Annotated in this window: 22 protein-coding genes; 16 read left to right on the forward strand and 6 right to left on the reverse strand. The window is 66.4% G+C overall.

Annotation, left to right across the window (positions count from 1 at the left end; all coding sequences use genetic code 11):
- Positions 1-149 precede the first annotated feature (149 nt).
- Complete coding sequence (locus ACSQ3N_RS08060; RefSeq protein ID WP_436146024.1) at positions 150-1,649, forward strand: sensor domain-containing diguanylate cyclase; 1,500 nt, start codon at positions 150-152, stop codon at positions 1,647-1,649.
- A gap of 194 nt (positions 1,650-1,843) precedes the next feature.
- Positions 1,844-2,251 carry a hypothetical protein gene (locus ACSQ3N_RS08065; RefSeq protein ID WP_056162051.1) on the forward strand — a complete coding sequence of 136 codons (408 nt, stop codon included), beginning with the start codon at positions 1,844-1,846 and terminating at the stop codon, positions 2,249-2,251.
- Between the two features lie 72 nt (positions 2,252-2,323).
- Here the strand turns inward: ACSQ3N_RS08065 and ACSQ3N_RS08070 are convergent, their stop codons facing one another.
- Entirely contained in the window at positions 2,324-3,106 is a 783-nt protein-coding gene (locus ACSQ3N_RS08070; protein WP_056162052.1) for a sigma-70 family RNA polymerase sigma factor, read from the reverse strand.
- Positions 3,107-3,196: 90 nt separating this feature from the next.
- On the opposite strand from ACSQ3N_RS08070, the gene ACSQ3N_RS08075 reads away from it, so the two are divergent.
- The 3 genes from ACSQ3N_RS08075 (at position 3,197) to ACSQ3N_RS08085 (ending at position 5,504) form a co-directional block, all read left to right on the forward strand.
- The gene (locus tag ACSQ3N_RS08075; RefSeq protein ID WP_056162054.1) at positions 3,197-3,793 is read left to right on the forward strand and encodes an ATP-dependent Clp protease proteolytic subunit; all 597 of its coding nucleotides are present in this window, start codon (positions 3,197-3,199) and stop codon (positions 3,791-3,793) included.
- A gap of 350 nt (positions 3,794-4,143) precedes the next feature.
- Positions 4,144-5,049, forward strand: a complete 906-nt coding sequence (locus ACSQ3N_RS08080; protein ID WP_156371849.1) for a hypothetical protein — start codon at positions 4,144-4,146, stop codon at positions 5,047-5,049.
- Positions 5,049-5,504 (forward strand): hypothetical protein, encoded by a 456-nt coding sequence (locus ACSQ3N_RS08085; protein WP_156371851.1) that lies wholly within the window; start codon positions 5,049-5,051, stop codon positions 5,502-5,504. Before ACSQ3N_RS08080 ends, ACSQ3N_RS08085 begins: the two co-directional genes overlap by 1 nt.
- A gap of 8 nt (positions 5,505-5,512) precedes the next feature.
- On the opposite strand, the gene ACSQ3N_RS08090 is transcribed toward ACSQ3N_RS08085, so the two are convergent.
- On the reverse strand, positions 5,513-6,415 hold the full coding sequence (locus ACSQ3N_RS08090; protein WP_056162609.1) for a LysR family transcriptional regulator: 903 nt from the start codon (positions 6,413-6,415) through the stop codon (positions 5,513-5,515).
- A 255-nt stretch (positions 6,416-6,670) separates the two neighbouring features.
- Here ACSQ3N_RS08090 and amaB point away from each other — a divergent pair, with 255 nt between their 5' ends.
- From amaB to ACSQ3N_RS08125, 7 genes are all read left to right on the forward strand, one after another.
- The gene (gene amaB / locus ACSQ3N_RS08095; protein WP_436146025.1) at positions 6,671-8,215 is read left to right on the forward strand and encodes an L-piperidine-6-carboxylate dehydrogenase; all 1,545 of its coding nucleotides are present in this window, start codon (positions 6,671-6,673) and stop codon (positions 8,213-8,215) included.
- Between the two features lie 156 nt (positions 8,216-8,371).
- Positions 8,372-9,562 carry an NAD(P)/FAD-dependent oxidoreductase gene (locus tag ACSQ3N_RS08100; RefSeq protein WP_056162058.1) on the forward strand — a complete coding sequence of 397 codons (1,191 nt, stop codon included), beginning with the start codon at positions 8,372-8,374 and terminating at the stop codon, positions 9,560-9,562.
- A 186-nt stretch (positions 9,563-9,748) separates the two neighbouring features.
- Complete coding sequence (locus tag ACSQ3N_RS08105) at positions 9,749-10,663, forward strand: amino acid ABC transporter substrate-binding protein (RefSeq protein WP_436146026.1); 915 nt, start codon at positions 9,749-9,751, stop codon at positions 10,661-10,663.
- Positions 10,660-11,901, forward strand: coding sequence for a pyridoxal phosphate-dependent aminotransferase (locus ACSQ3N_RS08110; RefSeq protein WP_436146027.1), 1,242 nt, complete (start codon positions 10,660-10,662; stop codon positions 11,899-11,901). The genes ACSQ3N_RS08105 and ACSQ3N_RS08110 overlap by 4 nt, the downstream gene beginning before the upstream one ends.
- A gap of 183 nt (positions 11,902-12,084) precedes the next feature.
- Positions 12,085-13,782: a thiamine pyrophosphate-binding protein gene (locus ACSQ3N_RS08115; RefSeq protein ID WP_436146028.1), complete on the forward strand. Its 1,698-nt coding sequence runs from the start codon at positions 12,085-12,087 to the stop codon at positions 13,780-13,782.
- A 130-nt stretch (positions 13,783-13,912) separates the two neighbouring features.
- Positions 13,913-14,998, forward strand: coding sequence for a M48 family metallopeptidase (locus ACSQ3N_RS08120; protein ID WP_436146029.1), 1,086 nt, complete (start codon positions 13,913-13,915; stop codon positions 14,996-14,998).
- Positions 14,999-15,172: 174 nt separating this feature from the next.
- Positions 15,173-16,369, forward strand: a complete 1,197-nt coding sequence (locus ACSQ3N_RS08125; RefSeq protein ID WP_436147933.1) for a Y-family DNA polymerase — start codon at positions 15,173-15,175, stop codon at positions 16,367-16,369.
- A gap of 166 nt (positions 16,370-16,535) precedes the next feature.
- Here the strand turns inward: ACSQ3N_RS08125 and queF are convergent, their stop codons facing one another.
- The 4 genes from queF to ACSQ3N_RS08145 form a co-directional block, all read right to left on the reverse strand.
- Positions 16,536-17,381, reverse strand: a complete 846-nt coding sequence (gene queF / locus ACSQ3N_RS08130) for an NADPH-dependent 7-cyano-7-deazaguanine reductase QueF (RefSeq protein WP_056162069.1) — start codon at positions 17,379-17,381, stop codon at positions 16,536-16,538.
- A gap of 94 nt (positions 17,382-17,475) precedes the next feature.
- Positions 17,476-18,330: a 2OG-Fe(II) oxygenase gene (locus tag ACSQ3N_RS08135; RefSeq protein WP_056162070.1), complete on the reverse strand. Its 855-nt coding sequence runs from the start codon at positions 18,328-18,330 to the stop codon at positions 17,476-17,478.
- A 149-nt stretch (positions 18,331-18,479) separates the two neighbouring features.
- Positions 18,480-19,250, reverse strand: coding sequence for a peroxide stress protein YaaA (yaaA, locus tag ACSQ3N_RS08140; RefSeq protein WP_056162612.1), 771 nt, complete (start codon positions 19,248-19,250; stop codon positions 18,480-18,482).
- Positions 19,251-19,517: 267 nt separating this feature from the next.
- Entirely contained in the window at positions 19,518-22,727 is a 3,210-nt protein-coding gene (locus ACSQ3N_RS08145; protein WP_056162072.1) for an Rne/Rng family ribonuclease, read from the reverse strand.
- Positions 22,728-23,325: 598 nt separating this feature from the next.
- Between ACSQ3N_RS08145 and ACSQ3N_RS08150 the strand changes: the two genes are divergently transcribed.
- The 4 genes from ACSQ3N_RS08150 (at position 23,326) to ACSQ3N_RS08165 (ending at position 26,515) form a co-directional block, all read left to right on the forward strand.
- Positions 23,326-24,339, forward strand: coding sequence for an RluA family pseudouridine synthase (locus tag ACSQ3N_RS08150; protein ID WP_056162074.1), 1,014 nt, complete (start codon positions 23,326-23,328; stop codon positions 24,337-24,339).
- Positions 24,340-24,347: 8 nt separating this feature from the next.
- Positions 24,348-25,022: an HAD family hydrolase gene (locus ACSQ3N_RS08155; protein ID WP_056162076.1), complete on the forward strand. Its 675-nt coding sequence runs from the start codon at positions 24,348-24,350 to the stop codon at positions 25,020-25,022.
- A 5-nt stretch (positions 25,023-25,027) separates the two neighbouring features.
- Entirely contained in the window at positions 25,028-25,399 is a 372-nt protein-coding gene (locus tag ACSQ3N_RS08160) for a Rieske (2Fe-2S) protein (protein ID WP_056162078.1), read from the forward strand.
- Positions 25,400-25,465: 66 nt separating this feature from the next.
- Positions 25,466-26,515, forward strand: coding sequence for a S49 family peptidase (locus tag ACSQ3N_RS08165; protein WP_056162080.1), 1,050 nt, complete (start codon positions 25,466-25,468; stop codon positions 26,513-26,515).
- Positions 26,516-26,588: the final 73 nt, after the last annotated feature.

Below are 26,588 nucleotides of genomic sequence, written 5' to 3' on the forward strand. Positions count from 1 at the left end.
CATTCCGTGATTGATGCCGCGGTTTGTCCATAGTATGGTGGGCCTACAAGAGAACAAGTCATGCAGCAGGAGTAGCCTCGTGCGAGGTCCTGCCGGTCTGGCAGGGGAGCGCGCGGACGAAGTCCGGCATGTGAGAGGGAAGCAAAAAGATGAAGCGTGATGTGCGCCTGGCGGCGCTGTTGTTGATCGCCGTGTACCTGTCGGTCGCCTCCACCACGGCGTGGCAAATCTGGTCCGCGCGGGATCACTCGCTGGCCGAAACCGACACCCAGAACCTGAACCTGGCCCAGACGCTCAACACCTACACCGAAGGCGTCATCACCCAGAGCTCCATGCTGCTGCTGGACTTCACCGAGCGGCTGGAGGCCGAGGGCACCGGGCCGGACCATCTGCAGCGCCTGCAGCGGCTGATCGACCGGCAGGAGCCCCTGCTCAACCAGCTCAACGGCCTGGTCATCTACGACGCAGACGGCCGTTGGCTGATGTCCTCCAACGGCCCGGTGCCGGCGCGGGTCAGTGGTGCCGACAGGGCTTTCTTTGTGCACCACCGGAGCGATCCTTCGCACGATGCATTCATCGGCCCACCCATCCAGAGTCGATCGACGGGCGACTGGGTCATCACTGTCAGCCGGCGGTTTGACGGCCCGGACCAGCGCTTTGCTGGTGTGGTGGTGATCAGCCTGGGCATCAAGAGTTTTCTGGAGCAGTTCGGCAAGGTCGATGTCGGCACGGAGGGCGCCATTGGCCTCACCACCACCGGCGGCCAGATGCTGGTGCGCTACCCCTACCGTGAGCAGGACATGGGCCGCGACTTCTCCAAGTCTGCCAACTTCCAGCGCTTCTATTCGGGTGCAACCGCCGGCACCGCGTCGTTCAAATCCGGCATCGACGGCATACACCGGCTGTACGCCTACCGCAAAAGCGACCGCTATCCGTTGACGACCACGGTGGCCGTGGGCAAGGACGAAGCGCTGCAGGGCTGGTGGCGCCAGGCGCTGCTGACGGCTGGCGTGGTGGGAGCGTTGCTGGTGGGCATCACGGTCATCGGGTGGCACTTGCTGATCGACATCCGCCGCCGCACCCGCGCCGAGGCATCGCTGGTCGCCGCCCGGGAGGACCTGCTGCTGGTGAACCAGAAGCTCGAAGCCCTGGCTGCGCAAGACCAGTTGACGGGCCTGGCCAACCGCCGGTGTTTCGACGACACCCTGCACACCGAATGCCGGCGCGCCAGCCGCGAGGGCACACCGCTGTCGCTGCTGCTCATCGACGTGGACCATTTCAAGGGATTCAACGACACCTATGGCCATGTGGAGGGCGATGCCTGCCTGCAGGCCGTGGCCCGCTGCCTAGTGCAGCATGCCCAGCGCCCGGGGGACCTGGTGGCGCGTTATGGCGGGGAGGAGCTGGCGATCATCCTGCCCAACACCGACCTGGACGGGGCGCTGGTGGTGGCCGAGGTGGTGCGCAGGCAGGTCGAGGCGCTGGCGGTGCCACATACCGGCAGCTCGTTTGGCTGCGTCACGGTGAGTGTCGGGGCTGCGGCGATGGCGTGGCCCTATGCGGAGGGCTGCGAGCGGCATCTCATCGAAACGGCCGACGGCGGCCTGTACCGTGCCAAAACAGCGGGGCGCAACCGGGCTGCGGTTTGACCTGCCCGTAGCGGCCACGGGCGGTGCAGGTGTCCTTGGGCGACACCCGCAGGTCACAAGGATGGGTGCAGTTCTAAAAACTAAAGGCAATCGCTGGTTCGGTAAAGCCGAATATCCAGTTCGGTTCAAGCTGGTGTGTCTTGCCGCCTGCCGTCCCCATACTCGGCACTTGCCGTTTTGAAAGGACGCATTCGATGTTTTACGCAATCAGCTGGTTTCTGTCGTTCATGCTGCTGGCCCTGTGGTCCGTGGTCTGCTGGGGCGTGCATGCGGTGACGCTGTGGGCCGTGTCCAGCGCTGGGGTGCTGTCGGCGGGGACGTCGGCGATGAACGCCGTCTTGCTGCCCGAGTGGATCCGGGCGTGGATGCCGCCGCAGCTGGCACGGGAGCTGGAGTCCGTGATCGCCTCGGCGGGCCCGGTGGTCCAGGGCGCCCTGGAAGCCGTTCCAGCGCTGTCCGGCACGGTGTCGGTTTTGGCATGGGCCCTGTGGGGCCTGGGGGCCGCCGTATTGTTGGCGCTGGCCATCGGTGCCCACGTGTTGATCGCGCTGTGGAAGCGCGGCAGCGCCGGGCCGCGCGCAACCGCTGTGCCCGTTCGCTGACGGATGCTTGAAGATGGCCGCTGCGCCTGGCCTGCATTGCAGGACGGCGCAGCGGCCTTTTTGCGTCTGGTACTACTGCAGCGCGGTGTGCAGATCGCACTCGGTGTTGCGCACCCCCAGCGGCAGCACGCACAGGGCCACGCCATCGAGCGTGAGCACCAGGCCCAGCTGGCCGCCCACCTGCACCACCCCGCAGGACGTGGTTGGCATGCTGGTGGTGGCTGGACGGGTGATGGCCGAAGACGCGCTGATGGGGGGCTGGCGCAGCATGGCCCACAGGGTTTGCGGGTCGCGCCATTGCAGGGACTGCAGGTACGCCCGCAGGACGGCAGGGTCGTGGCCCTCGCTGTCGCCCTGCACCGGGGTGTGCTCGCCACGACCTGCTGCCTGCCGCAGCTTGTGCAGTGCCCGGCGGATGTGCTGCCGGCTGGCAGCTTCGGTGCGACCGCTCGCCGATGCGATCTCGGCGTGGCTGACCTCGAACACTTCGTACAGCAGCACGGCAGCGCCCTCGGCGGGGCTCAGGCACGCCGCCAGCTGGCGCAAGGCGTGGGCCACCTCTTCGGCCAGCGCCGCATCGCTCTCGGCCGACGGCGCCGCGGCGTGCGCCTGTGGCGTGGCCAGCCACTGCTGCATCCAATCGCGTCTGCGCAGCCGGTCGATGGCCAGGTGGCGCACCACGGTCAGCAGCCACGCCTGGGCGGTATTGAGCGCGCGCGTGTCGGCCTCCAGCGCGCGGATGTAGGCGTCCTGCACCGCATCCTCCGCCTCTGCCGGGCCCAGCAGCCGCGTGGCGGCCCGCACCAGGCGGCTGCGGTCGGTGTCGATCAGGGCCATCCGGTATTCGTCGTGCATCGGCAAATCTTGCCACAGGCCTGCTGGGCGCGCGGATGTCACGAAACCGGCGCGCCGTTCGTCAAGGCAGTTCCACTACAAGGATTCACCGTGAACAGCCCAGACACCCCCGCACCGTCCAGCGCCACCGAGCCCCGCACCTCCTACCTGGAGGAGAAAGCCTTCAAGGCCCGCACCCTGCTGATCTTCGGCACTGTGACCGATGTGATCGCGGCCGATGTGACGCGCCGCCTGATCGCGCTGGACGCCGAGAGCGCCGACCCCATCGACGTGCTGGTCAGCTCGCCAGGCGGGCACCTGGAGTCGGGCGATGCCATCCACGACATCGTGCGCTTCATCGGTGCCCCGGTGAACATGATCGGCACCGGCTGGGTGGGCAGTGCCGCCACGCACTTGTACCTGTCCGTGCCCCGCGAGCGGCGCTACTGCCTGCCCAACACGCGCTTTCTGATCCACCAGCCCAGTGGCGGTGCGGGCGGGCCGGCCAGCGACATCGCCATCCAGGCCCGCGAGATCGTCAAGGCCCGGGAGCGCATCGCACGCACCATCGCGCGCGAAACCGGCAAGCCGCTGGCCGTGGTGCTGGAAGACATCGAGCGCGACCGCTGGTTGTCGGCCGAGGAGGCGGTCGAGTACGGACTGGTTTCGAGGGTCATCGAGCGCAAGATTGAACTCAGGGCCACTTAAAGTTGCGCGTGTTGGTCAAAAAAGGTGGCGCGCTACACGGGCTCTAAGGTCGTCAGCACCACTATTGCATCGCGGTGTTGGGGGGCTATTGTTGAGACCCTTCGCTTTCAATGCTGAGTTAGCAGCGGAGCATCATTCATATTCCTTTTGGTCAATTCCGCTTTCAGTATTGGTTAGCGTCCAGCGGCAACGCACAACACCGTGCCTCGCGCCCGCGACGGTTGGCTCGACATTACCGCGATGATTGGCGATTCGATAAATAACAAAATTTCATATTCTGTTCGATAAAGGCATATCCGATTTAAAGGCTGTGCGAGCACGAGCTCCCATGATAATTTAATGCACAGTGCGTGGATTTGGCGGGCAGATCCACGCCCCCAGGCTCAGCACGAGCCAATGGCGGTATTAAAATTCGTGAGGAATTCAAGTTGGTAGTTCAGAAAAAGACTGTTGAGCAGGTCGCGCAGAAAGCAAGTATCTGTCTAAAAAATAGAGAGAATGTACCGACCGCTCCGCTTTGGCATCTGGGGAAGGCTAAAGTCTTCGGTGTGACAGAGAGTTTTGATTTGGTGCAAAGTACAATTGACTATCTTGCCTGTAAAGCCAAAATAAACTCCAGTTTTACAGAGGATGAAAAAGAATTCTTAGTCAATATTTATGAGGCTTTTTGGTGGGGTGGTAAGTATCTGGGTTTTTCTGAGGCGGCGCTGCTCGCCAATCATTATGTTCATGGCGGCGGGCATGAGGTTATACTTAATCCATTTGTCTATCGGTATTCTGTTATTGTTCAAGATGCAATTGTTGCTTTGAAGAAATATATTTCAAATAGACAAAATACCAATAAATTTTTTGCGATTGCTAAAACGTCTGACGTGGAATTTCAACGTTCCAAATTTGCGGATCCTCTCCGCTCGCAAAATCGGCATAAACCCACTCAAGGAAACATGGTCACAAATGATGGTACTTTGAAGGCTGAAGAAATCAATGTTCGCTTGAAATATACTGACAACCGTTTTTACTTGATGGCGGCGACTTCGTATCAAAGGAATTTATTCTTCACTCGTTGGAGTGTCAGCAGTCTATATGATTTTGTTGATTATGCCGATGAGCAGGATGATAAAAATATCACCGAAATACCTCTGAATGGTCGGAAATTGCGATTGCCAGATGGGTTGTCTAACCATATGGAAAAGATAGGGATTGCAAAGAAATTTTGGTACCGTGTTGAGTGGCATGAGCATTGGAGGGTGGGGTAATGCGTTTAATGTTGAAATTATTATTTTTTTTACCTTTGTTGGTGATCTTGTTGGTAAGTTTCGTTGCTTGGAAATCAAGGTCTGGGCATGAATGCTTCGTATTTGCGGATTCTTATGTCGAAATTGCTCAGTTAAATATCGATGGCCGCAAGCACTATCTATATTCGATGGTCTCAGGATTTCAGGACAAGTCGAGGGGCGTGGCAATTTCAAATGACGTTATTCCTGAAATAATGTGCGATTACTCAAGCACTGGTCGTCGAATCAATTTGACAGATATCGAGGAAGGCCAGGCCATAAAAAAACTGGTCATCAGGCGAGTGGCCCCCTCTGACTTTCGGCTCGACGTCATTTATGGAGGACCGGCGCGAGCCAGTCAATTTCCTGGGATGTCTGGTGTCATCATTGAGATAGATGGCAAGCCAATCCATCGAATATCACAGCAGCCGCGGTAAACACCCGTCTATTGCGCCCGCCCCGCGCATTCCCCCACCACCCAGTCCCTGAATGCCTTCACCAGCGGCGTCTGCGCCCGCGCCTCCGGGTAGACCAGGTAGTACGCATCGGTGCTGGTCAGCACCTGGTCCGACAGTTCCACCAGGCTGCCGGCTGCCAGCTCCTGCGCGATCAGAAACCGCGGCAGCAGCGCCGCGCCCAGGTGGGAGACGGCGGCCTGGGCGATCATGGCGAAATGCTCGGACTGCGGCCCGCGCAGCGCCAGCGCGGCCGGGGCGCCCACCAGGTCGAACCATTCGGCCCACTGCGTAGGGCGGGTGCTTTGCTGCAGCAGCACCACGCGGGTCAGGTCCTGCGGGGTGTGAATGCCGTGGCGGTCGCGGTAGGTGGGGCTGCACACGGGCACAGTCTCTTCGTGCATCAGGTATTCGCACACGGCGCCAGCCCAGTGCGGGGCACCGAAGTGGATGGCCGCGTCGAATGGCGTGCCCGCAAAGTCGAAAGGCTCGGTGCGGGCCGAGAAGTTGACCATGGCCTCGGGGTGCAGCGCCATGAAGCCCGCCAGCCGCGGGATGAGCCAGCGGGTGGCCAGGGTGGGCAGCACCGCCAGGTTGAGCAGGCCGTCGGTGCTGGCAAAGGCCATGGCCTTCTGGGTGCTGGCCGACAGCTGCTGCAGCACGGCCTGCACGTCGGCGGCGTAGACGCGGCCGGCGTCGGTCAGCACCACGCGCTGGCGCACGCGGTGAAAGAGGGCGGTGCCCAGTTGCTCCTCCAATTGGCGGATCTGGCGCGACACGGCGCTTTGGGTGAGGTGCAGCTCCTCGGCGGCGCGCGACACGCTCTGGTGGCGGGCCGCGGCTTCGAAGGCCAGCAGATCGGCGGTGGAGGGTAGGAAGGAGCGGCGCAGCATGGTCATGCGTAGGGGGAATGATGAGCGTCGGCAGGGCGTGGGCTGGCCGCACTGCTGGCGCTGGCTGGTTGTGCGGCGGTGGTCCCGGTATTTTCGGGTACTTCATTCTCGAATGTGATCAAGTAGTTCCGTTTTTTTGCTATCCAGCACTGCGGTATTGGCGGATATTGGCGGGCATCGGCGCACCTGCGGCATCTTGCGGGCTGCGCCTGTTCATCTTTTTTGTCCTTGTCGTTCCGATCTTTGCGAGCCGCCATGTCCGCCACACCTGCTGCCACCTCCCTTGTGCCCGAAGTCGATCAACTGCTGCAGCGCCTGGGCGTGCCACGTGCGGCCTACAGCGGCGGCAGCCTGCAGGTGCGCTCGCCCATCACGGGCGAGGCCATCGGTGCTGTGCCAGAGGCCTCGCCGGCCCACGCCACGGCCGCCATCGGCCGCGCGCACGCCGCGTTCCAGGTGTGGCGCGATGTGCCAGCGCCCCGCCGCGGCGAGCTGGTGCGCCTGCTGGGCGAAGAGCTGCGCGCCGCCAAGGCGGACCTGGGCCTGCTCGTGACCATCGAGGCCGGCAAGATCCCATCCGAGGGCCTGGGCGAGGTGCAGGAGATGATCGACATCTGCGACTTTGCGGTGGGCCTGTCGCGCCAGCTGTACGGCCTCACGATTGCCACCGAGCGCCCGGGCCATCGCATGATGGAAACCTGGCACCCGCTGGGCGTGTGCGGCGTGATCTCGGCCTTCAACTTCCCGGTGGCGGTCTGGTCCTGGAACGCCGCGCTGGCGCTGGTGTGTGGCGATTCGGTGGTGTGGAAGCCATCTGAAAAGACCCCCCTCACGGCCCTGGCCACGCACGCCATCGCTCAGCGCGCGGTGGCCCGCTTCAACGCAGCCGGTGGCGGCGCACCCGACGGCCTGCTGGAGCTGCTCATCGGCCAGCGCGACATCGGCGAAGAGCTGGTGGACGATGCCCGCGTGCCGGTGCTGTCGGCCACGGGCTCCACTGCCATGGGCCGTGCGGTCGGGCCGCGCCTGGCGGCGCGCTTTGCACGCGGCATTCTGGAGCTGGGCGGCAACAACGCGGCCATCGTGGCACCCACGGCTGACCTGGACCTGGCCCTGCGCGGCATTGCGTTCGCTGCCATGGGCACGGCGGGCCAGCGCTGCACCACGCTGCGCCGGCTGTTCGTGCACGAGAGCATCTATGACCAACTGGTGCCCCAGCTGGCCAAGGTGTACGCCAACGTGCAGGTGGGCGACCCCCGCGCGGCCGGCACCCTGGTGGGCCCGCTGATCGACCGCCAAGCGTTCGACGGCATGCAAAAAGCCCTGGAGCACAGCCGCGCACTGGGCGCCACGGTGCACGGCGGTGGCCGTGTGGAAGGCATCGGCGGTGCCGACGCGCACTACGTGCGCCCCGCGCTGGTGGAGCTGAAGGCGCACGAAGGCCCAGCCCTGCACGAGACCTTTGCGCCCATCCTGTACGTGGTGCGATACAGCACGCTGGACGAGGCGATTGCGATGAACAACGCAGTAGGCGCGGGCCTGTCGTCGTCGATCTTCACGCTCAATGTGCGCGAGGCCGAGCAGTTCATGTCGGCCGCGGGTTCGGACTGCGGCATCGCCAACGTGAACATCGGGCCCAGCGGTGCCGAGATCGGTGGCGCGTTCGGCGGCGAGAAGGAAACCGGTGGCGGGCGCGAGGCCGGGTCCGACAGCTGGAAGGCCTATATGCGCCGCGCGACCAACACCATCAACTACTCGACCGCACTGCCGCTGGCGCAGGGCGTGACGTTCGATGTGTGACCTTGAGTCACCCCTGAGTCGCCTGCGGCGCCTTCCCCCGAAGGGGGACGCCGCCAGCGCGGCGGGGCGGCCCTTGCGCGGCGGCCGCTGGCCCACGCCGCGCCAGTCGTGAAGTTCCATCGGCAAACTCATTGTTGTAGCGTGTGAACGGTACCCATGGCCTCTGATTCCTCTCACTTCGTCATCATCGGCGGCGGCGTCATCGGCAGTGCCATTGCGTACTTCCTCACGCTGCAGCAGCCGAGCTGCTCGGTGGTGGTGGTCGAGCGTGACCCGACCTATGCGCGCGCATCGTCCGCGCTGTCGGCAAGCTCCATCCGCCAGCAGTTTTCTACTGACATCAATGTCCAGATCTCTGCATACGGCATCGGCTTTCTGCGCCATGTGAACACGCTGCTCGCCTGCAACGGCGACGCGCCGGATGTGGGCCTGCACGAGGGCGGCTACCTGTACCTGGCCACCGCGGCCGGCGAGCCCACGCTGCGCGAGAACCATGCGCTGCAAAAGCGGCACGGCGCCGATGTGGCGCTGCTCAGCCCGCAGCAGCTGGCCGGACGGTTCCCGTGGCTGGCGCTGCAGGATGTGGCTCTGGGGTCGCTCGGGCTGTCGGGCGAGGGCTGGTTCGATGGCTACCTGCTGCTGACCGCGCTGCGCAAGAAGGCGCAGAGCCAGGGCGTGCGCTATGTGGCCGATGAAGCCGTGGGCCTGCAGATGGCCGGCAGCGACGGTGTGCAGCACGTCACCAGCGTGCAACTGAAAAGCGGCGATGCCCTCCCGTGCAGCTTTGCGGTGAATGCCGGCGGCCCCTGGGCGGCTGCCATTGCGGGCTGGGCAGGCATCGACCTGCCCGTGGTGGGCAAGCGCCGCACGGTGTTCCACCTGGCAAGCCCCGCGGCGCTGCCGGGCTGCCCGCTGCTCATCGACACCAGCGGCATCTGGCTGCGGCCGGAGGGCCCGGGCTTCATCTGCGGCTTTGCGCCGCAGGCCGACAACGACGCCGACTTTGCGCCGCTGGAGCCGGAGCACCACGCTTTTGAAGACCACGTGTGGCCGACCTTGGCCGAGCGCATTCCGGGCTTCGAGGCACTGCGCATGCAGGGCGCCTGGGCGGGCTACTACGAGATGAACACCTTCGATCACAACGCCATCGTGGGCCTGCACCCGGCGTGCGACAACTTCGTGCTGGCCAACGGGTTCTCGGGCCACGGCCTGCAGCAATGCCCTGCCGTGGGGCGAGGCCTGGCCGAACTGATGCTGACCGGGCGCTACCAAAGCCTCGACCTGTCACCGCTGTCCATCGAGCGCATTGCACGCAACGAGCCGCTGCTGGAAAAGAACGTGATCTGAATGCGTGCCGCAACCCGCAGCCTGCAATCCTCCGTCCGGAACATGCTCCGACCCAACGCCAGGCTTCGACAAGCTCAGCCCGAACGGTCGGGGTGAGCCCTGAAGCCGAGCGCCTCCCCAAGCGGGGCCGCAGTACCTTTTCTCTTTTTCCCTTTGCCAACCACAACACCACCGGAGACAACGACCATGGCAACTTCCCGCACCCCCTTCACCGCGCTCGCCGCAGGCCTGACCCTGGCCTTCGCCACCTTGGCGCCTGCGCACGCGCAGACGCTCACCACCCCCACGCTGGAGAAGATCAAGGCATCGGGCAAGGCCGTGCTGGGCGTGCGCGAGACCTCGCCGCCCATGGCCTACGCGCTGGGCGCGAATGAAAAGTACGTGGGCTACCACGTGGAGCTGTGCGAGCGCGTGCTGAAAGAAATCGTGCCCGACGCCAAGCTCGAATACATGGCCGTCACCGCGCAGAACACGCTGCCCCTGGTGCAGAACGGCACGCTCGACATCGGCTGCGGCCCCACCACCAACAACACCGCGCGCCAGCAGCAGGTGGCCTTTGCGGTGACGACCTATGTGAGCGAGGTGCGCATGGCGGTGCGCAAGGATTCGGACCTGAAGTCCATCAGCCAGCTGGGCAACCGCACGATTGCAGCCTCCACCGGCACCACAGCCGTGCAGCTGCTGCGCAAGCAGGAGCGCACGCTGGGCGCACCCGTCAAGACGGTGCTGGGCAAGGACCACCACGAGAGCTTCATGCTGCTCGAATCCGGCCGCGCCGATGCCTTCGTGCTGGACGACAACCTGCTGGCGGGCCTGATCTCCAACTCCAAGGACCCGTCGGCCTACCGCATCGTGGGTGAGCCGCTGGGCGCCGAGCCGATCGCGCTGCTGTTCCGCAAGGACGACCCCACCTTCAAGGCTGCGGTGGACGGCGTGCTCACGCGCCTGATGCAAAGCGGCGAGATGGAAAAGATCTACACCAAGTGGTTCGTGAACCCCATTCCGCCCAAGAACATGAGCCTGAACCTGCCGCTGGGCACCACGCTGCGCCAGCTGTTCGCCACGCCCAACGACAAGCCCCTGGAGTCCTACCAGCAATGAACGCCGCCCTCCCTGCCGCAGCCCTCCCTGCCACCGCCTTTCGCGCGGCCGACCGCATCAGCGCCATCGGTGTGTCGGACATCGTGCGCATCACGCAGGCCGCCAATGAATTGAAGCGCCAGGGCCAGCCCGTGATCGTGCTGGGCCTGGGCGAGCCGGACTTCGACACGCCCGTGCACATCCAGGAGGCTGCGCAGCGCGCCATGGCGCGGGGCGACACGCATTACACCGTGCTCGATGGCACGCCCGAGCTCAAGGCCGCCATCCAGCTCAAGTTCCGCCGCGACAACGGCCTCACGTTCGCCACCAATGAGATCACGGTGGGCGCCGGCGCCAAGCAGGTCATCTACAACGCGCTGATGGCCAGCCTGAACCCCGGCGACGAGGTGATCCTGCCCGCGCCGTACTGGACCTCGTACGCCGACATGGTGCTGATTGCGGGCGGCGTGCCGGTGGTGGTGCCGTGCAGCGAAGACAACGGCTTTCGCATCACGGCGCAGGAGCTGGATGCGGCCATCACGCCGCGCACGCGCTGGGTGTTCATCAACTCGCCATCCAACCCCAGCGGCACGGCCTACAGGGCCGAGCAACTGCGGCCCCTCCTGGAGGTGGTGCTGCGCCACCCGCAGGTGTGGGTGCTGGCAGACGACATCTACGAGCACATCCTGTACGACGGCCATGCGTTTGCCACGCCGGTGGCGGTGCTGCCGGCGCTACGCGATCGCACGCTCACGGTGAACGGCGTGTCCAAGTCGTACGCCATGACGGGCTGGCGCATCGGCTACGGCGCGGGCCCGCGCACGCTGATCGCGGCCATGGCGGTGGTGCAGAGCCAGGCGACGTCGTGCGCGTCGTCCATCAGCCAGGCGGCCGCCGCGGCGGCGCTGACCGGCCCGCAGGACATCGTGGCCGAGCGCTGCCGCGAGTTCCAGGCGCGGCGCGACCTGGTGGTGGCATCGCTCAACGCATCGCCGGGCCTGCGCTGCCGCGTGCCCGAGGGTGCGTTCTACACCTTTGCCAGCTGCGAAGGCGTGCTGGGCCGCACTACACCGGGTGGCGCGCTGCTGCGCACGGACGCCGATTTTTGCGACTACCTGCTGCGCGAGTTCCACGTGGCGGTGGTGCCGGGCAGCGTGCTGGGGCTGGCGCCGTATTTCCGTATCTCGTACGCTGCCAGCATGGCTGATCTGCAGGAAGCCTGCGCACGCATTCGCCGTGCGTGCGAGGCGCTGCGTTGACAGTTTTTGGATGGATAGTTGCTTCTGATCTCACCGTTCGCCCTGAGCGTGTCGAAGGGCTGTTCGCGCAGGGCGCCCTGGCTTCGACAAGCTCAGCCCGAACGGGTAGTGGGTGGCGCACAAGCTGGGCACTTGATCAGAACGGTTTTTATTTTTTGACTTTTTTCGTTCGGGACATCTGACATGACCACGCCTTCCACCTCCAGCCCCGCCCAGAGCCGCACCGGCGGCCAGATCCTGGTCCAGCAGCTCATCACCCACGGTGTGCAGCAGCTGTTCTGCGTGCCGGGCGAGAGCTACCTGGCCGTGCTTGATGCGCTGCACGATGCGGACATCGGCGTGACGGTGTGCCGCCAGGAAGGCGGCGCGGCCATGATGGCCGAGGCGCAGGGCAAGCTCACGGGGCGGCCGGGCATCTGCTTCGTGACACGCGGGCCGGGCGCGACCAATGCGTCGGCGGGCGTGCACATCGCGCACCAGGACTCGACGCCCATGATCCTGTTCGTGGGCCAGGTGGCGCGCGGTGCCATGGGGCGCGAGGCGTTTCAGGAGCTCGACTACAGCGCGGTCTTCGGCACCATGGCCAAGTGGGTGGTGCAGATCGACGACCCGGCGCGCGTGCCCGAACTCATCTCGCGCGCCTTTCACGTGGCCACCTCGGGCCGCCCCGGCCCGGTGGTGGTGGCGCTGCCCGAAGACATGCTGACGGAGGCCGCCACCGTGGCCGACGCGCTGCCCTACCAGGTCACCGAGACCCACCCCGGCGCCGCGCAGATGGCCGAGCTGGCCGAGCGCCTGGGCAAGGCGAAGCAGCCCGTGGCCATCCTGGGCGGCAGCCGCTGGTCCGAGCAGGCGGTGCGTGAGTTCACGGCGTTTGCTGCAGATTGGTCGCTGCCCGTGTACTGCTCGTTCCGCCGGCAGATGCTGTTTGCGGCCACGCACGCCTGCTATGGCGGCGACCTGGGCCTGGGCGTGAACCCCAAGCTGCTGGCGCGCATCCGCGCATCCGACCTGGTGCTGGTGGTGGGCGGGCGCCTGTCCGAAGTGCCGTCGCAGGGCTATGAGCTGTTCGACATTCCCACGCCCGCGCAGCCCTTCGTGCATGTGCATGCCGACGCCGATGAACTGGGCAAGCTCTACCGCCCCACGCAGGCCATCCACGCCACGCCGCAGGCCTTTGCCGCGGCCTTGAACGCGGTGCGCCCTACGGCGCCGGTGCCGTGGAAGGCGCACACCGAAGCCGCCCATGCCGACTACCTGGCCTGGAGCGACCCGGCGCCCATCCGCATCCCTGGCGACCTGCAGATGGGGCAGGTGATGCAGCACCTCAAGGACGTGCTGCCCGCCGACACCATTTTCTGCAACGGTGCGGGCAACTTCGCCACCTGGATCCACCGCTTCTGGCCCTTCACCACGTTTGCGAGCCAGCTGGCGCCCACCAGCGGGTCGATGGGCTACGGGCTGCCCGCCGGTGTCGGCGGCAAGCGGCTGTGGCCGCAGCGCGAGGTGGTGATCTTTGCGGGGGACGGCGACTTCCTGATGCACGGCCAGGAATTCGCGACCGCCGTGCAGTACGGCCTGCCGATCATCGTGGTGCTGCTGGACAACGCCATGTACGGCACCATCCGCATGCACCAGGAGCGCGAGTACCCGGGCCGCGTGAGCGCCACGGCGCTCAAGAACCCCGACTTCAACGCCTACGCCCAGGCCTTCGGCGGCCATGGCGAGCGTGTGGAGCGCACCGAAGACTTCGCCCCCGCACTGGCCCGCGCACGCGCGAGCGGCCTGCCCAGCGTGCTGCACTGCTTGATCGACCCCGAGGCGATCACGCCCACCGGCACGCTGCAGGGCATCCGCAAGGCGGCGCTGGCCAAGCAGTAGGCGGCTGCTTCGAGCGGTTGGGCGCGCGCGGCCAGGCCGTGCCATTTGTTACACGATGGTGGGGCGCGGGGCCCGGGTGGGACCGTGGGGCGTGGAATGATCCACGTCCCCATCCATTTCACACGTTCCCATGCCCGCCCACAAACATGCCGACGCCCTGGTGTATGCCAGCAACCAGGTGATCCTGACCGACATCTCGTACACATCGTTCACCTACCCGGGCGACCAGGAGGCCCTGGCGGCGCTCAAGGGCATTCCGGGCGCGGGGCAGCTGCTGTCGTGGCTGGACGCCAATTTTTCCGAGCAGATCACGCACCTGAACAACAACGAGCAGATGGTGCGCATCAGTGCCAACAACTATGGCTCGCTGTATGCGCTGGTGGAGCGCTGCTGCGCCATCCTGTCGTGCAAGGTGCCGGATGTGTACATCACCACCAACCCCGAGCTCAACGCCTATACGTCGGGCCAGCGGCGCACCTGCATCGTGCTGCACAGCGGCCTGGTGGAGGCCCTGACGCCCGACGAGCTGTGCTTCGTCATCGGCCACGAGGTGGGCCACATCAAGGCCGCCCACGGGCTGTACCGGCAGCTGGGCGACATGCTCATCCGCTACTGGGACATCTTCGCGTCGGTCGTGCCGATCCCTGGCGTGGGCATGCTGCGCATTCCGCTGTTGCTGGCGTACTGGGAGTGGTACCGCCGGGCCGAATTCACCTGCGACCGCGCGGGCCTGCTGTGCCTGCAGAACCTGGGGCCCGGCCTGAGCGCGCTGGCCAAGCTGTCGGGCAAGGTCACGGGCTACGAAGACGAGCGCAACATCGAAGAGACCATCGCACAGACCGAGGCCCACAAGGAGGTCAACAAGCTGGTGCAGCTGGTGTCCATCATGGAAAACTCCAGCACCACGCACCCCTTCATCCCGGTGCGCCTGAAGGCCCTGAAGGAGTACGCGGGCGGCGAGCAGTACCGCGAGATTCTGGCGGGCAACTACCGCCGTGACGTGCCGCAGCTGGCCGCTGCACCTGCTGCACTGGCCGCGCCCGGCGACGAGGCTGCGGGCGGCGATACGGCTGCGCTGCCGCAGCCTGGCGCCACCGCCACCGCCAGCGCTGGTGCCGGTGCAGGTGCTGCGGACGCCGCTGCGCCCTTGCTGGCCGCTGGGGCCCAGGCGGTGGACAAGTGGAAGAACTCGGCCGCCGGCCTGTTCAAGCGGTAGGCTGGAATGGCGGGGGCCGCAGGATAGGCCTGCACCCCGCCTGCGGCGCAGACACCGCGCAAAATAGCGGGTGTGACCGATCCTTCGCCCGACGCCTCTGCGCCTTCATCTGCTGACGCGCCATCTGCCGCCACGGCATCCACTGGCCGCCTGCGCCGCATCGCACACCTGGACATGGACGCGTTCTTCGCGTCGGTCGAGCTGCTGCGCTACCCGCAGCTCAAGGGGCTGCCCGTGGTCATCGGCGGCGGGCGGCGCAAGGTGGACGAGTTGCTGCTGCGCGGCCCGGACGGCACCGAGGAGCGCGAGCGGCGCTTCATCCCGGTGGAGGATTTCCCGCTGCTCAAGGACTACGTGGGCCGCGGCGTGATCACCACGGCCACCTACCCTGCGCGCCAGTTCGGCGTGGGTTCGGCCATGGGCATGATGAAGGCGGCCCGGCTGTGCCCGCAGGCCATCGTGCTGCCGGTGGACTTTGACGAGGTGCGGCGTTTCTCGCGCCTGTTCAAGAGCACCATCACCGACATCGCGCCGGTGATGCAGGACCGGGGCGTGGACGAGGTGTACATCGACTTCACCGACGTGCCCGGCGGCCAGCGCGAAGGGGGCCGCGTACTGGCGCGGCTCATCCAGAAAAGCATCTTCGACGTGACGGGGCTCACCTGCTCGATCGGCGTGGCGCCCAACCGGCTGCTGGCCAAGATGGCGAGCGAGTTCAACAAGCCCAATGGCATCTCCATCGTCTACGAGGACGACCTGCAGACGAAGATCTGGCCCTTGAACGTGCGCAAGATCAACGGCATCGGCCCCAAGGCGGGCGAGAAGCTGGCGGGCCTGGGCATCCACACCATCGGCGAGCTGGCCGCGCAGGACCCGCTTTGGCTGATTGCGCGCTTTGGCAAGTCCAGCGGTGCCTGGATGCACCGCGTGGCCTGGGGCCGCGACGACAGCCCGGTGGTGACCGAGAGCGAGCCGGTGAGCATGAGCCGCGAGACGACGTTCGACCGCGACCTGCACGCCGTGCGCGACCGGGCGGAGCTGTCGGCCATCTTCACCGACCTGTGCGAGCGCGTGGCGGGCGACCTGCAGCGCAAGGGCTATGTGGGCAAGACCATCGGCATCAAGCTGCGCTACGACGACTTCAAGATCGCCACGCGCGACCAGACGCTGGACCGCTACACCCAGGACGCCGCCACCATCCGCCGCACGGCGGGCCTGTGCCTCAAGCGCGTGCCGCTCGACCGGAAGCTGCGCTTGCTGGGCGTGCGTGTGGGCACGCTGGAGCGGGTGGGTGAGGTGCCGGACGGCCCCCCGGAGCCGCGCGCGAGCCGGGTGCGCGAAGCGGACCCCCACACCCGACCGCTTTTTTAGGGGGCCGGTCCCGTTGCACTCGAACAATGCGTTCGGGCTGAGCCCTTCGACAGGCTCAGGACAGGCTCAGGAGAGGCTTGTCGAAGCCTTGCGCGGCGCTTCGACAAGCTCAGCGTGAACGGTTTCAAGTGCTTTTATGCCGACCCATCGGGGGTCCCCAGCAGGGCTACTGCCGCGCCGTGCGCACGTTGCGCGGCAGGCCTTGCGGGTGGCTGGTGCGCAGCGGGTTGATGTCCAGCCCGCCGCGGCGCGTGTAGCGCGCATACACCGTGAGCTTGATGGGTTTGCAGCGGGTCCACACGTCCATGAAGATGCGCTCCACGCACTGCTCGTGGAACTCGTTGTGGTTGCGAAAGCTCACCAGGTACTGCAGCAGGCCTTCCTGGTCGATCTGCGGGCCGCTGTAGCTGATCTGCACGCTGCCCCAGTCGGGCTGGCCGGTCACCAGGCAGTTGCTCTTGAGCAGGTTGCTGGTCAGCACCTCGGTCACGGGCGGCTGGCCCACTTCGGCGGTCAGCAGCTCGGGGGCGGGCTGGTACTGCGTGCATTCCACGTCCAGGCGATCCAGGCTCAGGCCGTCGAGCTCGTGCACGGGCTCCTGGTCGAACAGCTCGGGGCCGATGAGCCGCACACCCACGGTGGCCGGGTGCTCGCTGCCGCGCCAGGCGGCTTCGCTGATGTCGGTGCGGATGCGTGCCTGCACCTCGGCCGCATCGGCAAAGCGCGTGTTGTTGAAGCTGTTCAGGTACAGCTTGAAGGATTTGCTCTCCACGATGTTGGGCGTCTCGCACGGCACGGTGATGTGCGCCAGCGCCACCTGCGGCTTGCCGCGCTGGTTGAGCCACGACAGCTCGAACGCCGTCCACAGGTCGGCCCCGAAGAAGGGGGCTGCGCCGGTGACGCCGATCTCGGCCCGTTTGCCCGCCCGAGGGATGGGGAACAGCAGCGATGCGTCGTACTGGTCGATGTAGGCAGAGGATTTGCCGAGTTGGGATTGTTCTGGGGTGTTCATGCGGTGCCCGTGGACGGTGGCAGTTGGTTTGCTATGTTTTTAATAGCTGCTAGCGCTTATGGGGCAAGCGGTAGGGGCTGTTTTATTCAAATTTTCACTTGAATTCGCGCTCGCGCAGCCACTTGGTGGCGATCCACTTCTCGCCAGCGATCACCGGGGCGCCGCCGTGCAGGGTGCGGGTGGAGGGGTGGGGGCGCTCGTAGCTGAAGAACACGGCGTTGCCGCGCTGCGGCCCGACCTCGACATGCACGTCGGGGAAGGTGGTGCCGCCGCCTTTCTCGGGCGTGTTCAGGTACATCACCAGCGTGCCCACGCGCTGCCCGCCGCGCTTGACGATGGTGGGCGTGCCGGGCTCGGCCGGGTCGAAGTAGTCGTAGTGCGGCTTGTACTCTGCGCCAGGGCGGTAGTGCAGCACCTGCAGGCCTTCGCCGTTTTCTATGGGCCAGTTCAGCAGGCGGGCAATGCGCTCTTCGATGCGCTGCAGCAGTTCGCCTTCGCCGCGCTGGAAGAACATGCCATCGCTGGTGCGGTCGTCGTTGATCTCTTCGCCGCCGGTCTTGATCGCCACCGTGAGGGAGCGCGCCATGCGCGGCTCTGCCAGGGCGATCAGCGCATCGCACTCTTCGGGCGAGAGCAGGTTGCCAAACACCACGATGCGCGGCTGGGCCATGGCCAGCAGCACAGGGACCACGCGGTCGCCGCAATCCACCTGCGCGGGCGAGTCGCCCAGCTGCGGCTCGGGCACCGGCACCGCACTGGGCTGGCCTTGCTGCACAGCCAGCTCGTTGAGGTGGTCCTGCAGCGTGACTTCCATGGCATCGGCAGCCACGTCTTCGTCCCAGCCGGCATCGCGCATCGACTTCAGCACCACCGGCGCGGCATAGCCGGCCTGGGCCTGCTCGATGATCCAGCGGCGCAGTTCAGGGGTGATCGTTTGGGCGGTCGTCATATCAGCTCTCCATACAACAGGCACAACCAGAGGCCGGCACGCGCACGGTGGCGGGCTGTGCCGGGCCAGGGACGCCGTCGTCCCCCTGCACGCGCGCTGTGCGGCCAAGGGGCAACGGAAAGGCGGCGAAGCCGCTCAGGGCCATGCCCTCATCCTCTGCGAAAGACGAGGCGCTCCGGCGAGGAGGCCCCGGGGGCGAAAGCATAGCCGTCCAGGTCAAAACCTTCCAGTTTGTGCGGTGTCGCCACGCGGTGGGTGATGGCGTAGCGCGCCATCAGCCCGCGTGCGCGCTTGGCATGGAAGCTGATGATCTTGTAGTCGGTGCCCTTGAAGTCTTCGAACACGCAGTCGATGACGCGCGCCTTGAGCGCCTTGCGGTCCACGGCCTTGAAGTATTCCTGCGAGGCCAGGTTGATGACCACGGGCGTCTTGTCGGCGCGCAGGCGGGTGTTCAGGTGCTCGGCAATCTGGCTGCCCCAGTAGTCATACAGGTTGCTGCCGGCCTCGGTGGCCAGGCGCGTGCCCATCTCCAGACGGTAGGGCTGCATGCGGTCCAGCGGGCGCAGCACGCCGTACAGGCCGCTCAGGATGGCCACATGGCCCTGGGCCCAGGCCAGGTCCTCGGCGGACAGCGACCGGGCCTGCAGGCCGTCGTACACGTCGCCGTTGAAGGCCAGTGCCGCCTGGCGCGAGTTGGTGGCCGTGAAGCGCGGGCGCCACGCCTGGTAGCGGGCCACGTTGAGCGCGGCGAGCTTGTCGCTCAGGTCCATGAGCGAGGCAATGCTTTGCGGCGAATGCGTGCGCAGCACGTCGATGAGGGCTGTCGACTGCGGCACGAACTGCGGCGTGGTGTGCGGCAGGCCCTCGGGCAGGGGCGTGTCATAGTCGAGCGACTTGGCGGGCGAGAGCAGGAACAGCATGGGCAGGGCCGGGCGGGTGGTCGAAGGGTCGGATGGCGGGTGCGGCAGGCTGCCTGCATCGGCGATGCGGCAACCATGGGGCAGGGGGCGGTCGCCCTGGCGGCAGGGCTGCGGGGCGACGGACAAAATGGTAACTGCTGGGGCGGGCTTTGGCGCGGGCCAGGGTGATTTCGGTGGGCCGCCCCGCGCCCATGAAAAAAGGCGGCCCAGAGAGCCGCCTTTTTCGGGGTCACGCTGTGCCAGCGTGACTTGGGGCCGAAGCCGCGATCAGGCCGCGGGCGGCTTCTCGAACGGCAGGGTCAGGTCCGACAGGTCGCGGCGGGTTTCCACCAGCACCAGCGGGCCTTCGTCCAGCACCACCACGGGTGGGCGCTCGCGCGGCACGCGGATGGGGGTTGGCTCGGCAGCGATGGCGGCCTGCACGGCAGCGATCTTGTCTGCGTCCGAGTTCACCCACTGCAGGCCCGACGAGGCAGCAACCTGCTGCAGGTCGCTCACGGGCAGCGTGAAGGCTGTCACACGGGGCATGGACTCTGCGGCTGCGGCAGCGGGGGCTGCCGAGGGTGCGGCTGCCCGGGGTGCCACTGCCACCGGAGCTGGTGCAGGTGAAGGTGCGGGCGCAGCCACAGGAGCGGGCGCCGCGGCGGCAGGTGCCACCTGAGCAGGTGCTGTCACCGGGGCGGGCACTGCAGACGCTGTGGGCACTGCCACCGCGGGTGCGGCGTCTGCAGGTGCGGCAGGGACTGCTGCGCTGAAGTAGCTGCGGCGGGGCTGCTCGTCCTGATCGCCAGCGGCTGCGGCCACAGGGGCTGCGGATGCGGACACAGATGCGTCTTGCGGCGTGGCCACGGTGGGGTCGAAGTCCAGCATGGTCGAAGCTGCGTTAGCGGCGTCGGCATTGTCGCGGGGGCCACGGTCGCCACGTTCGCGGCGGTCACGGCCATAGCGGTCGCGGGAACGGCGCTCGCGGCGCTGCTCTTCGCTGACGGGGCCGCCGTTGCCATGGCCATTGCCTGCGGTTTCGTTGCCGGTCAGGTCCAGGTCGGGCAGCGCGGTCAGGGGCGAGGTGTCGACGAAGTCGCCGGCCACCGGTGCCGAGCCTGCTGCGCCGGCTTCCTGGCCTTCGGCGTTGCGGGGGCCGCGTTCGCCGCGGTTGCCGCGCTCGCCACGTTCACGGCGTGGGCCGCGATCGCCACGGGGCTGCTGGCCGGGTGCTGCATCGGCAGCGGAGCCGTTGCCGGGGCCGTTCGGGCCTTCCACCTGGGCTTGCGCTGCGGTGTTGTCACCGTTCATGCCAGCGGCCTGGTTGCGGCTTTCGGCGTCGCGGCGGCTGCGGCCACCGTCGCGGCCATTGCGGCCTTCACGGGGTTCGCGGCCGCCTTCGCGGGGTTCGCGGCCTTCGCCTTCGGGGCGGCGTTCTGCGTCACGCTGTGGGCGACCCTCAGCGTCGCGGGGGCCGCGGCCTTCGGCCGGGCGCTCGCCACGGGGGCGGCGGTTTTCACCGTTGCCTTCGCGGTTGCCGTCACGACCACCGCCTTCGCGCTGTCCGTCGCGGCCGCCACGGCCACGGCCGCGGCCTTCGCCGTTGCGTCCGTCGCGGCGGGGCTCGCCACGGCTGGTGGTGTCAGCGACTGGGGCGGGCGCCGGGGCTGCCACGGGTGCCGGGGCTGCGGCTGGTGGGGTGCCAAAGCCGAACAGGCTCTTGAGCCAGGCGAAGAAGCCTTGCTCCTGCGGTGCTGCGGGGGCGGGTGCCGCCGCAGGGGCTTGTGCCGGGGCGGGTGCGGGTGCGGCTGTGCCTGCGCCATGGCGCGGTGGCTGGCCGGCGCGCGGCGGGCGGGCCGCACCTTCGGGGCGAGGCTCGGCCATGGGGGCGGGCGCATCGGGCAGCACGCCCTTGATGACGGGGGTTTGCTTGTTGGTCGGCTCTTGCGAGCGGCGCGTCACGGCGGTCGGGTCTTCCACTTCTTCGGCGAGCTTGTAGCTGGCTTCGATGTGGTCCAGACGCGGGTCGTCGTGCTTCAGGCGCTCCAGGCGGTAGTTGGGGGTTTCCAGCGTCTTGTTGGGCACCATCAGCACGGCCACGCGCTGCTTGAGTTCGATCTTGGCGATCTCGGTGCGCTTTTCGTTCAGCAGGAACGAGGCCACTTCCACCGGCACCTGGCAGTGCACGGCAGCCGTGTTGTCCTTCATGGACTCTTCCTGAATGATCCGCAGGATCTGCAGGGCCGAGCTTTCCGTGTCGCGGATGTGGCCCGAGCCGCCGCAACGGGGGCAAGGGATGGAGGAGCCTTCGGACAGGGCGGGCTTGAGGCGCTGGCGGCTCATTTCCATGAGGCCGAACTTGCTGATGGTGCCGAACTGCACGCGGGCGCGGTCCTGGCGCAGCGCGTCGCGCAGGCGGTTTTCCACTTCGCGGCGGTTCTTCGACTCTTCCATGTCGATGAAGTCGATGACGATCAGGCCGCCCAGGTCGCGCAGGCGCATCTGGCGGGCCACTTCGTCGGCGGCTTCCAGGTTGGTGCGGGTGGCGGTTTCCTCGATGTCGCCGCCCTTGATGGCGCGGGCCGAGTTCACGTCCACCGAAACCAGCGCTTCGGTGTGGTCGATCACGATGGCGCCGCCCGAGGGCAGTTGCACGGTGCGGGCGTAGGCCGACTCGATCTGGTGCTCGATCTGGAAGCGGCTGAACAGCGCGGCGTCGTCGCGGTAGCGCTTCACGCGGGCGGCATGCTCGGGCATGACGTGCGCCATGAACTGGTGCGCCTGCTCGTAGATGTCGTCGGTATCGATGAGGATGTCACCGATGTCGTTGTTGAAGTAGTCGCGGATCGCGCGGATGACGAGGCTCGATTCCTGGTAGATCAGGAAGGCGCCCTTGCCGCCCTTGGCCGCGCCGTCGATGGCGGTCCACAGCTTGAGCAGGTAGTTCAGGTCCCACTGCAGCTCGGGCGCGGTGCGGCCGATGCCTGCGGTGCGCGCGATGATGGACATGCCGTTCGGGTATTCGAGCTGGTCCATCGCCTCCTTGAGCTCGGCGCGGTCCTCGCCCTCGATGCGGCGCGATACGCCACCGCCGCGGGGGTTGTTGGGCATCAGCACGACGTAGCGGCCGGCCAGCGAGACGAAGGTGGTGAGCGCCGCGCCCTTGTTGCCGCGCTCTTCCTTCTCGACCTGGACCAGCAGCTCCTGGCCTTCACGGATCACTTCATTGATGCGTGCCTGGCTGGGCGAGACGCCGGGGGCGAAGTAGCTGCGCGAGATTTCCTTGAACGGCAGGAAGCCGTGGCGGTCTTCGCCGTAGTCGACGAAGCAGGCTTCCAGCGAGGGCTCGACGCGGGTGACGACGGCCTTGTAGATGTTGCCCTTGCGCTGTTCGCGCCCTTCGATCTCGATTTCGTAGTCGAGGAGCTTTTGTCCGTCGACGATGGCCAGGCGCCGTTCTTCGGGCTGCGTGGCGTTGATGAGCATCCGCTTCATGATGCGATTCCTTCCGTGTTTCGCGGACGGCAGCGGTGCAGCTCACCTTCCGACAGGGAGGGCTGCGCGGGCTGCCGCCCACAGTTTCCAAACCAATACAACAAGCTCTACAGGAGCTGTGAATGCCTGGACTGACGCATCGAAACGAAGGGAATTGCCGGGGATGCCAATGATCTGCAGCGCTCTAGCGCAGCATCGTGAGGCAGGGGCGCGTGGATGGGGGCGAGTGGTAGGAGCGCAGTTTTGCTAGCAAAAGAGTAGCTGGTTGCGCTTGCTGGCTGGGCGCTGAGGGCGATTTTGTGCGTGCAGCCAAAGGCCGCAGCCTCCGCCACAAGGTCACCATCCATGCCATCAACAACCACATGCTCGCTTCGATCCGCTGGCAGGTGGCGCCCGGGTGGGGTGCATCTGCCAGCTTCTGGGATTCCGTATCAGTGTTTCAATCTGTCAGCCCGCCGCGCGCTGTGCAGGCCACCACAGGCATCTGGCCTGCAATCTGCGTGCACGACACCCGTTGGCATCGACGTGCCTGAACGTGGGGCAAGGGCTGTGTGGACTAAACTCCAGACAAATCAACCACTTACATGACAACGCGCAGGTGAAACACATTATAGGGGCCAAACCGCCCGCAGCGGCTGCGGGGCTTCCCGCAGTCCGCATGGTGGAGGTCGACGAAGACTCCGCGGGCCAGCGGCTCGATAACTTTTTGATACGCCATTTGAAGGGCGTGCCCAAGACGCACGTCTACCGCATCATCCGCAGCGGCGAGGTGCGCATCAACAAGGGCCGTGCGAGCGCCGACACCCGGGTGGAGGCGGGCGACGTGGTGCGCCTGCCGCCGGTGCGCATCTCCGACAAGGTGGCCGACAAGGCCGAGCGCCCCGCGCCCGCGCGCGAATTCCCGATCCTGCTCGAAGACGAGCATGTCATCGCCATCGACAAGCCCGCCGGCGTGGCGGTGCATGGCGGCAGCGGCGTGAGCTTTGGCGTGATCGAGCAGCTGCGCCAGGCACGCCCGCAGGCAAAGTTTCTGGAGCTGGTGCACCGGCTCGACCGCGACACCTCGGGCATTTTGCTGGTGGCCAAGAAGCGCTCGGCGCTCACCCACCTGCAGGACCAGTTCCGCGAGCGCGAGACCGGCAAGACGTACCTGGCGCTCGTCACCGGCGCCTGGCCGGCCAACAAGAAGGTCATCGACCTGCCGCTGCACAAATACCTGCAGGCCGACGGCGAGCGCCGTGTGCGCGTGACCACGGAGGACGACCCGGACGGCATGCGCTCCATCACGCTGGTGAAGGTGCGCAGCACGATCCCTGCGCGCCAGGCCCAGGGCCTGCCGGTGATGTCCCTGCTGGAAGTGACCATCAAGACCGGCCGCACCCACCAGATCCGGGTGCACCTGGCCAGCCAGGGGCATGCCATCGTGGGGGACGACAAGTACGGTGACTTCGACCTGAACAAACGCCTGCTGAAGCTGGGGATGAAGCGCATGTTCCTGCATGCGTGGCGGTTACAGTTCAACCACCCCGCCTCGGGCGAGCGCGTGGCGCTGAATGCCGAACTGCCGCCCGAACTGGCTGACTTCGTGACCCCAGCGCCCGACCAGGCGTGACACCGCCCATGCCCGCCTCCAGCTTCCGCCCCCGCCGCTACGACCTCATCGCCTTCGACTGGGACGGCACCCTGTTCGACTCCACCGCCATCATCGTGCGCTGCATTCAAGAGGCGGTGCGCGATGTGGGCGGCACCGTGCCGTCCGACAAGGATGCCGCCTACGTGATCGGCATGGGGCTGATGCAGGCCCTGGCCCACGCCGCGCCCGATGTTCCGCCCGAGCGCTACACCGACCTGGCCAACCGCTACCGGTTTCACTACGTGCAGCACCAGGACGACCTGAGCCTGTTCGAGGGCGTGCTGCCCCTGCTGAACGACCTGCGCGAGCGCGGCCACCTGCTGGCCGTGGCCACGGGCAAGAGCCGCCGCGGGCTGGACGAGGTGCTGCACACCGTGCAACTGCGCGGCATGTTCGACGGGTCGCGCACCGCAGACCAGACGGCCGGCAAGCCCCATCCGCTGATGCTGCAGGAGCTGATGGCCGAGTTCGACGTGGCGCCGGGGCGCCTGCTCATGATCGGCGACACCACCCACGACCTGCAGATGGCGGTGAACGCCGGCTGCGCGAGTGTGGGCGTGAGCTACGGCGCGCACGAGCCCGAGGTGTTCGATGCGCTCAAGCCCTTGCACGTGGCCCATTCGGTGCGCGAGCTGCACGACTGGCTGCTGGACAACGCCTGACTGCCATGGCCACCGACAGCATGATTCCCTTGTGCGGCAGCGGCGACCTGGTCGACGGCGGCTTGGCGGTGCCTTTCGATGTGGTGTACGCAGGCCAGACCTGCCGGGCGTTTGCCATCCGCTACCGGGGCGAGCCCCATGCCTATCTCAACCGTTGCACCCACGTGCCGATGGAGATGGACTACCAGGCCAACCGCTTTTTCGATGACACCGGCCAGTGGCTGCTGTGCGCCACGCACGGAGCCGCCTACCTGCCCAGCACGGGCGAATGCGCAGGCGGGCCGTGCCGGGGCGGGCTGGTCAAAATCCCTTTGACGGAAAGCGATGGTGCAGTGCACTGGCATACTGACCACCATCTGCAGCCCATCGCGTTCTGAAAACCCTCCCCACAGGCCCGATGCCGCCGCCGGCCGCGCCCGCTGCACCGTGCCAGGACCCATGACATGACCACCGATTCCCAACAGCCCGGTTCGTCGGGCTTTGACCCCAAGAGCAACCCCGCGCCCGATCTGTGGGCGCAATCAGCTACAAACTCAGGAGCATCTGTGAGCGACTCATCGCGTGAACCCGGCTGGGAGCGCGCCACGCTGGAAAAGCTGGCCTTTGCCACCCTCAATGAGCAGCGCAGTGCGCGCCGCTGGAAGATCTTCTTTCGCCTGACCTGGCTGGTGCTGATCGCCGCCATCGCCTTCATGGCGCTGCGCCAGGCATCGCCCAGCGCCAGCAAGACCTCGCCCCACACCGCGGTGGTGGACATCAAGGGCGAAATCGCCGCCGGGGCCGAAGCCAGCGCCGAGTTCGTGGTGGCCGCCATGCGCAGCGCGCTGGAAGACGAGGGCTCCCAGGCACTGGTGCTGCTCATCAACTCGCCCGGTGGCAGCCCGGTGCAGGCCGGCATCATCAACGACGAGATCGTTCGCCTGAAGGCCAAGCACGGCAAGCCGATCTATGCGGTGGTGGAAGAAACCTGCGCCTCGGCCGCGTACTACATCGCGGCGGCCGCGGACGACATCTACGTGGACAAGGCCAGCATCGTGGGCAGCATCGGTGTGCTGATGGACGGATTCGGCTTCACCGGCACCATGGAAAAGCTGGGCGTGGAGCGCCGCCTGCTGACGGCCGGCGAGAACAAGGGCTTCCTCGACCCGTTCAGCCCGCAGACCGAAAAGCAGCGTGCCTATGCGCAGACCATGCTCGACCAGATCCACCAGCAGTTCATCGCTGTGGTGAAGGAAGGCCGTGGCGACCGCCTCAAGACCACGCCCGATACCTTCAGCGGCCTGTTCTGGACCGGCCAGCAGGCTGTGGAAATGGGCCTGGCCGACAAGCTGGGCAATCTGGATTACGTGGCCCGTGAAGTGGTCAAGGCCGAGGAAATCATCGACTACACCCGCCGCGACAACGTGGCGGAGCGCCTGGTCAAGCGCTTTGGCGCGGCCATCGGTGTGGGCGCGGTGAAGTCGCTGGCCTGGGCCGGCCCTCAGCTGCGCTGAGCGGCTGAGCGGCTGAGCGCCACGGCGCCCGCGCTTTATAGCGTTGCAGTGGCCGGTGAGTCGGTCACCTGAC

The sequence above is a fragment of the Acidovorax sp. LjRoot194 genome, from assembly GCF_964253015.1.
Lineage (GTDB): Bacteria > Pseudomonadota > Gammaproteobacteria > Burkholderiales > Burkholderiaceae_C > Acidovorax.